At 70.3% G+C, this 7582-nt stretch carries 8 protein-coding genes; 4 read left to right on the forward strand and 4 right to left on the reverse strand.

Annotated elements, in window-relative coordinates; all coding sequences use genetic code 11:
• The first annotated feature begins 4 nt into the window (after positions 1 to 4).
• Positions 5 to 2179 (forward strand): transglycosylase SLT domain-containing protein, encoded by a 2175-nt coding sequence (locus IT293_17425; GenBank protein MCC6766444.1) that lies wholly within the window; start codon positions 5 to 7, stop codon positions 2177 to 2179.
• On the opposite strand, the gene IT293_17430 is transcribed toward IT293_17425, so the two are convergent.
• Genes IT293_17430 through IT293_17445 form a run of 4 tightly spaced genes read right to left on the reverse strand, consistent with a single transcriptional unit; the run spans position 2077 to position 6732 of the window.
• Complete coding sequence (locus IT293_17430) at positions 2077 to 3495, reverse strand: hypothetical protein (protein MCC6766445.1); 1419 nt, start codon at positions 3493 to 3495, stop codon at positions 2077 to 2079. The two genes, IT293_17425 and IT293_17430, sit on opposite strands and share 103 nt — an antisense overlap.
• Position 3496: 1 nt before the next feature.
• Positions 3497 to 4630, reverse strand: a complete 1134-nt coding sequence (locus IT293_17435; protein ID MCC6766446.1) for a beta-lactamase family protein — start codon at positions 4628 to 4630, stop codon at positions 3497 to 3499.
• The gene (locus IT293_17440) at positions 4627 to 5523 is read right to left on the reverse strand and encodes an LD-carboxypeptidase (protein ID MCC6766447.1); all 897 of its coding nucleotides are present in this window, start codon (positions 5521 to 5523) and stop codon (positions 4627 to 4629) included. The genes IT293_17435 and IT293_17440 overlap by 4 nt, the downstream gene beginning before the upstream one ends.
• A gap of 18 nt (positions 5524 to 5541) precedes the next feature.
• Positions 5542 to 6732, reverse strand: a complete 1191-nt coding sequence (locus tag IT293_17445) for a 3-deoxy-7-phosphoheptulonate synthase (GenBank protein ID MCC6766448.1) — start codon at positions 6730 to 6732, stop codon at positions 5542 to 5544.
• Positions 6733 to 6798: 66 nt separating this feature from the next.
• On the opposite strand from IT293_17445, the gene IT293_17450 reads away from it, so the two are divergent.
• The 3 genes from IT293_17450 to IT293_17460 form a co-directional block, all read left to right on the forward strand.
• Positions 6799 to 7074 carry a DUF507 family protein gene (locus IT293_17450; GenBank protein MCC6766449.1) on the forward strand — a complete coding sequence of 92 codons (276 nt, stop codon included), beginning with the start codon at positions 6799 to 6801 and terminating at the stop codon, positions 7072 to 7074.
• Positions 7071 to 7349, forward strand: coding sequence for a DUF507 family protein (locus tag IT293_17455; protein ID MCC6766450.1), 279 nt, complete (start codon positions 7071 to 7073; stop codon positions 7347 to 7349). The genes IT293_17450 and IT293_17455 overlap by 4 nt, the downstream gene beginning before the upstream one ends.
• A 127-nt stretch (positions 7350 to 7476) precedes the next feature.
• Positions 7477 to 7582, forward strand: a 106-nt coding sequence (locus tag IT293_17460; GenBank protein ID MCC6766451.1) for a co-chaperone GroES, incomplete at its 3' end; no start/stop codon positions are given.

The following is a 7582-nucleotide window of genomic DNA, read 5'->3' on the forward strand; positions in this document are numbered from 1 at the left end:
GTCGATGGGGGTCGTCGGCGCGCGCGCGGCGATCGCGGTGCTGCTCGCCGCGTTCGTCGTCGGGGGGTGCGTTCGGGACGCGTCGCGCCGACCGGCGCCGAGAGCGCCCGCGACTCCGCACGCCCGCGACGTGCGCGCGTCCCGCGCGACCTTCCTCGAAGCGGTCACCCGCTATCGACGCGGCGCGCTCGACGAGGCGCGTCCGCTCTTCCGTTCGCTGCTCGACACGTATCCCGTGCTGGCCGACTACCACCTCGCGTATCTCGCCGCGATCGAGGAACGCACGCGCCATCTGCCCGAAGCGGCGGCGCTGGACGATCGCCTGCTGCAAGCGCACCCGGCGAGCGTGTGGGCGACGACCTCCGCCGCGCGACGCGCGCGCGCGGCCTTGGCGCTAGGCGACGCACGCGCCGCCGAGCTCGCCGAACGGGCGCGAGATCTCGCGGGCGACGACACCGACGCGCGCGGGGTCGCGCTCGCGGTGCTGGCCGCCTTGCGATCCGAGACCGACCCGCGCGGAGCGTACGAGCTCTACCAGGAAGTGCGACGCGGCGGGGGAGAAGCGGCCCCCACCGCGCGCGACGCGAGCGCGCGCCTCGAAGCCGCGCACCCAGACCTGCTCCGGGATCCGACGCTCCTCTTGGCCGAGGGACGCGTGCTCGCCGCCGAGAGCCGCACGGACCTCGCCGCCGTACGCCTCGAGGCCGCAGCCGACGGCTCCGACGGCCCGGAGCGCATCGAAGCCCTCGAGGCGCTCGGCAAGCTGGAAAAACAGGCGGGGCGGCTCGAGGACGCCATCGCCACGTACCGGCGGGCAATGGATCTCACCCCGACCGGGGGCATGGCGCGCTTCGAGCTCGCGACCCTGTACTGGAATCGCGACCGCGATGCCGAGGCGCGCGCGCTCTTCACCCGGATCGCCGCCGAGACGCCGCGTCACCCGAAGTACGACACCGCGCGCTACGCGCTCGCGCGCATCGCCGAACAGGAGGGACGAACCGACGAGGCCGTCGCGCAGCTCCGGTCGCTCGCCGCGGGCGAGGGAGATCTCGCGCGCGAAGCTCGTTGGCGTCTCGCCTGGATGCCCTATCGCCGGGGGGATCTCACGGCGGCCGCGGAGGCTTTCGCGGCGTTCGGCGCCGGCGACGAGAAAGACCGTGCCGCTGCGGCGTACTGGCGCGGTCGCGTGCTCGCGCGTCAGGGCTTCGCGGCGGAAAGCCGGGATGCCTTCGAGGTCGTGCTCGCCGAAGCCCCCGACGGATACTACGCGGACCTCGCCGAGCGCGCGCTCGCGACCACCGTACCGCCGCCGCCCGCGCCCACGCCGATCGACTCCGCGCCGCCGGCGGCATTCACGACCACGCACGCGTACCACTGGGAGCGGAGTCGCGAGCTCAGCGCGATGGGCATGACCGACGCGGCGGCCCGCGAGATCGACGCGCTCGTCCGCGAGCTCCCGGACGGCGACGCGAGTCGGCCGTTCCTGCTCGAGGCCTACAGCGACGTCGAGGCCCACGGTCGCGCCCTGCGCCTCGCGCACCGCATCCAGTCGAGCCTTCCGGCGCCGACGTTCGCGGCGTATCAGTTTCCGCGCGCCTACTGGTCGCGCGTGGTCCAGGCGGCGGACGGCGAACGGCTCGACCCGTACGTCGTCCTGGCGCTCATGCGCCAGGAGAGTCTCTTCGATCGCGCGGCCGTATCGCCGGCGGCGGCGTACGGCCTGATGCAGCTGCTCGTGCCGACGGCGGCGCGCATCGCGGGCCGGCCGATCGAGGCCTCCGCGCTCTTCGATCCCACGACCAACATCACGCTCGGCGCGCGCTATCTCCGCCAGCTCCTCGACCGGTTCGAGGGAAATCTCGCGAAGGCGCTGGCGGCGTACAACGGCGGCGAGGCGGCGGTCGCGAAATGGGAGCAACGCGCGCCCGGGACCACCACAGACGAGTTCGTGGAGACCATCAGCTACCGCGAGACCCGCCACTACGTGAAGCAGGTGCTCGGCAACTACCGCCGCTACCGTCGCCTCTACGGCGCTCCCGGGGAGCAGCGCGCCCTCGAGCGCGCCGTCCGCGCCGATCAGACCGGCGCGGACAACGCCAGCGCCGACACGAGCTTTCCGGCGAGTCCGCCGAACCCGCCGTTCGACATCAGCACCACGACGTCACCCGGCGTCACCTGATCCGCGACGAGCGTCGCGAGCGTGTCGGAATCCTCGCACGTCTCGGCCGGCACGCCGCGCGCGACGAGCGCCGCGATCAGCTCCTCGACCGAGAGGCGCTCCTCTTCGGGCAACTGATCCCGGCGATGGATCGCGCCGAAGGTTACGCGATCGGCGCCGGCGAACGCGGTCGCGAACGCGTTCTGGAAGACCCGGCGGCGGGTCGTGTTCGAGCGCGGCTCGAAGAGCACCCAGAGACGCCGCCGCGGATAGCGCGTCCGCAGCGCCCCCAACGTGCCGGCGACCGCCGTCGGGTGGTGCGCGAAGTCGTCGATCACCGTGATGCCGCGCCCTTCCGCGATCACCTCCTGGCGCCGCTTCACACCGCGGAAGGTCGCCAGCGCCGCGACGACGCCGTCGAACCGCAGGTCCATCGCGTGCGTGAGGGCGACCACCCCGACGGCGTTCGCGACGTTGATCGCCCCCGGAAGCGGCATGGCGACACGCGCCCGCAACCCGTCGGGACCGATGATCGTGAAGCGCGTCGTGCCGCCGTCGTCCGCGACGTCCTCCGCGCGCCAGACGGCTCCGGGTCCACGGCCAAAATAGATCGCGGTGCGGCCGCTCGCTTCGACGACCTTGCGCACCTCGGGGAAGTCGGCGCTCGCCGCCACGGCCGCGCCCGGTCGCAGCCGCTCCAGCAACGTGCGGAACGCGCTCTTCACGTGCTCGAGATCGCGATAGATGTCGGCGTGATCGAACTCGATCGCGTTGATCAGCAGCGCGTCCGGGTCGTAGTGGAGGAACTTCGGCCCCTTGTCGAAGAAGGCGGTGTCGTACTCGTCGCCCTCGGCGACGAACCACGGACCCGCGCCGAGGCGGAAGTTCTGCGGAAAGTTCCGGCTCGCGCCGCCGACCATGAAGCTCGGATCGCCGCCCGTCTCGTGCAGCACCCAGGCGAGCATCGCGCTCGTGGTCGTCTTGCCGTGCGTGCCGACCACGACCGCGCGCCGACGCTCGCGCATGAAGAAGCGCATCAACGCCTCGGGCAGCGAGCAGTACGGGATACCGGACGCGAGGAGCGCCTCGACCTCGGGATTGCCGCGCGACATCGCGTTGCCGACGACGACGACGTCCGGACGCGGCTCCAGATTCTCGGCGCGATAGCCCTCGCGTACCGGGATGCCGAGCTGCGCGAGCACGTCGCTCATCGGCGGGTAGACCGCCTGGTCGGACCCGGTGACCTCGTACCCGGCGGCGCGGAACATTCCGGCGAGTGAGGCCATCCCGACGCCGGCGATGGCGATCAGGTGTACGCGCCGCGGCGAGGCGGGCACGTCAGGACGCGGTGACGGCGCGGACGACGAGATCATGAATGAGCGGGCGAAATTCGCGAATGAGGTCGTTGTCGCGCGTCGGATGGACGCGATTCGATAGGACGATCACGTGCAGGTGTCGGTCGAGGTCCATCCAGAGCGAGGTGCCGGTGAACCCGACGTGGCCGACCGCGTTCCGCGAGAGCTCCGCGCCAGCCGTGGATCCCTTGAGCGAGGGAGTGTCCCAGCCGAGCGCCCAGGTCGATGAGCCGATGGGATCGTCCCGGCGCCAGAACTCGCTCACGATGCTCGAGGGCAGGAATACGTTCTGCCCGAGCCACGACTCGCGGAGCGTCGTCGCGAGCCGATCGAGGTCGCGCGCGCACGAAAAGAGCCCGGAATGCCCCGCGACTCCGCCCATCGCGTACGCGTTGTCGTCGTGCACCTCGCCGCAGAGGACGCGTTTGCGCCAGGGGCAGCGCTCGGTCGGCGCGATCATGTCGACGATCGGTTCGAGACGGCGCGTCCGCAGGAGCGCCAGGTCGATGAACGACGACGAGCGCAGGCCGAGCGGCCTGAAGATCTTCTCGCGGCAGAAACGATCGAGCGTGAGCCCGCTCACCTGCTCGATCGCGGCGCCGAGCAGCATGAAGCCGAGGTCGCTGTAGAGGGTGCGCGCACCGGCCGGAGCCTCCGGCTTCTCGCGCTGGATGGCCTCGTACACCCATTCCTTGGCGCCGCGGCTCGCCGTGAAGTTGATGCGCCCCTCGCGCTCGATCTTGACGATATCGCGATAGTAGGGCCGCCACTCGGGAAGGCCGGAAGTCTGCGCCAGCAGGTGTCGGAACGTCACGTGCGCCTTTCCGTGCACGCCGAAGTTGTGGAAGAAGCGCGTCACCCGATCGTCGAGCCCGATCCTGCGATCGCGTACGCACAGCATCATCGCGGTGGTCGTGGCGAGCGGCTTCGTGAGCGACGCGACGTCGAAGATCGTGTCCTCGCACATCGGCGAGGTGTCACCGGGCTCGAGCGTCCGTCGCCCCGCGGCACGGACGAAGACGACCCGTCCGCCGGCGTTCACGAGCACAACGACGCCCGGGAACACCCCGCGGGCGACCGCGGCGTCCATCGCTTGCTCGACCGGGGCGAAGTTCACGCCGCGACGGCCTCCACCCAGCCCGCGTCGGCATCGACGCGCACGGGGAGCCCGAGCGCCAGCGGCAGGTTCTCCGAGAGATGCCCGGCCGGGAATCCGGCCACGACCGGATACGGCGCGTCGGCGAAGAAGTCGCGGAAGACCTCCGCCACGACGTCCTCACCGACCCCATCGCACTCCGCGAACGAGCCGAGCACCACGGCCGCGACCGCGTCGAGCTTCCCGGCGAGGCGCAGATGCGTGAGCATGCGATCGACGCGATACGGCCGCTCCGCCACATCCTCGAGGAAGAGGACCGCGCCCGTCGTCTCGACGGCGTACGGCGTCCCGAGCAGCGCCACCAACGACGAAAGGCAACCGCCGACGAGCCGACCCGTCGCGCCCCCGCCCGCGACGACGTCCGCGACCGGCTCGCGCCACGGCGATCCCGGCGACGCCAGGAGATCGACGAGCCGCGCCGCGGCGCGCGCGGAGAGCCCCTTCGCGAGATCGGTCGCCACCATGGGCCCGTGGAGCGCCACGACGCCGCACCGCTCGATGATCCACCCGAGGAGCGGTGAAACGTCGCTGTAGCCGACGACGAGCTTCGGCCGCGCCGTGAGGAGCGCGGGGTCGAGCAGCGGCAGCAGGTGGCTCGTACCGTACCCGCCGCGCGCGCAGACGATCGCGCCGACATCCGGATCGACGAGCATGGCCACCAGATCGGCATGGCGCATCTCGACTGTCCCCGCGAGATAGCGGCGCCGCGCCAGCACGTGCGCGCCGAGGCGAACGCGGAATCCCAACGCCTCGAGGCTCGCGACGCCGCTCTCGAGCGCGTCGGCCTTCACCGCCCCGCCCGGCGCGACGACTCCGATGGTTTCCCCGGGACGCACCGGCGGCGGCAGGATCATCGCGGCCCCCGACGTACTTCAGCCCTCGCCGAAGAAGCGCGCGCGATCGGCTTGCATGCGAGCCTCGTAGGTCCGCTGCAGGGCGACGGTCGGGACGTACTCGCGGTCGGTGCGGGCACGCGCGAGCCAGGTCTCACGCGCCGCTCGCACCAGGCCCTGGAGCTGCTCGGGAAAGAGCCCCTGCATGCCGTCCGACTTCGCGATGAGCGGATTCGGATGCGCTTCGACGAGCACGACCGACGCGCCGGCCAGGATGCCGGCGAGCGTGAGCGGGAAGACGAGATCCCGGATCCCCGTACCGTGCGATGCGTCGATCGCGACGGGCAATCCCGAGAGCTGGTAATGGAACGCGGCGACGCTCCCGAGATCGAGCGTGTTGCGCGTGTAGCGATTGCAGCTCGTGATCCCGCGTTCGCAGAGGATGACGTTCTCCTTGCCGGTCGCCATCACGCGCTCGACCCAGAGAAGATACGCCTCGGTATCGAGAGAGTTGCCGCGCTTGTGGATGACGGGAAGCTTCGTGTCGCGCAGACGATTCAGCAGCGCCTGGTTCTTGCTGTTCGGCTCGCCGACCTGCAGGCAGGCGACGCCAGCGTCCTCGTACAGGGACACGTCGGCTTGATCGAGGATCTCGACGACGGTCGGCATCTCGAACGCGCGCCCCGCGCGCACGATCAGGTCGAGGCCGCGCCGCAGGGAGTCCTGATCCGACGAGCCGAGCCCTTCCCATCCGCTGTACGGGCTCGAGCGATACTTCACGACCCCGCCGCGGAGGCATTGCGCACCCGCCTCCTTCACCATGCGGGCCGCGTCCATGACCTGCCGCTCGCTCTCGACCGAGCACGGACCGGCGATCACGACGAGGTCCGGACCGCCCACGGTGACGCCTCCGATGTCGACAGGGACGTGGATCGGCTTCAGGGGATCGCCCTTCTGCGCCACGCGCTTGTAGGCGCGCGAGATCGGAATCAGCCGATCGACGCCCGGCATCTGCCCGAGCTCGTCGGATGGCAGGCGCGAAATGTCGCCGTACACCCCGATCAGCGTCACCTGCTCGCCGACCATCTTGCCCGTCGTGTACCCGAGGGCGTGAACCCGCGCCTCGACCGCCGCGATCTCGTCGGGCGTCGCGACGGTCTGCATCTTGATGATCATGCGCTGGATGGCGCCCGCCGGGCTCGGGACGTCGACGAAAAGGGATAGCGGCAATGCTCCGAAGGGTCAATGGAACGCATGGCTTGCGTTGTCGATCGACGCCGTCTACTCGTAGCGACGATGAAGCTTCGCGATGGCGAGATGCAACGTATCGCCACGTCGATCCTTGGGCGTTTGGAGAAGGCCGGCCTCTTGCGGATCGTGGCGAACCGCGCCGCCGTCGAGCAGCGCATCGCCTCCGCCTTCCGCGCCAACATCCGGGCCGAGGAGGACCTCGAGGTCGAGGCGGTCCGGTTCGCCGAGTCGCACAGCCGCGAGCTGGTCGGGATGGATCGCCACAAAGTGCTGCAGCTCGTGAAAGAGCGCCTCGCCAAGGAGCGGGGATTCACCCTGTGAGCCGTGCCTCGGAAGGTCGGATCTCGGCACTCGCCCACCTCGCCCTGACCGCCATCAAGAAGGGGGACGAGGTGGCGGATCTGCGCGCCGACCGCCTCGTGCTGACCGAGATCAAGGCGGCCCTGACGGACTTCTTCAACGTCGACGACGCGGTCGACGCCAAGGTGCGCCGCAAGATCGCGAGCCTGTCCCGTCGCGTCCCCGAGGGGTCGGGAGAATGGGACGTCCTCTATCGCCAGTACCTCGAAGAAGAGAAGAGGAAGCTCGGCCGGTAGTCAAAAAACAGGCGCCGGCCCCCCGCCGCCGTTGACACGGCGCGGGTGATGCTTATGGTGCGCGCGGGTTTCATCCCGTCGCGCCAAAAACTCAGCATTTTCCACATAGAAGGGAAAGGAGACATCGATGAAGATTCGCCCACTTCAGGATCGGGTGATCGTGAAGCGCATCGCCGAGGAGGAAAAGACCAAAGGCGGCATCATCATCCCCGATACGGCGAAGGAGAAGCCCC

Source organism: Deltaproteobacteria bacterium (assembly GCA_020848745.1).
Lineage (GTDB): Bacteria > Desulfobacterota > Binatia > UTPRO1 > UTPRO1 > UTPRO1.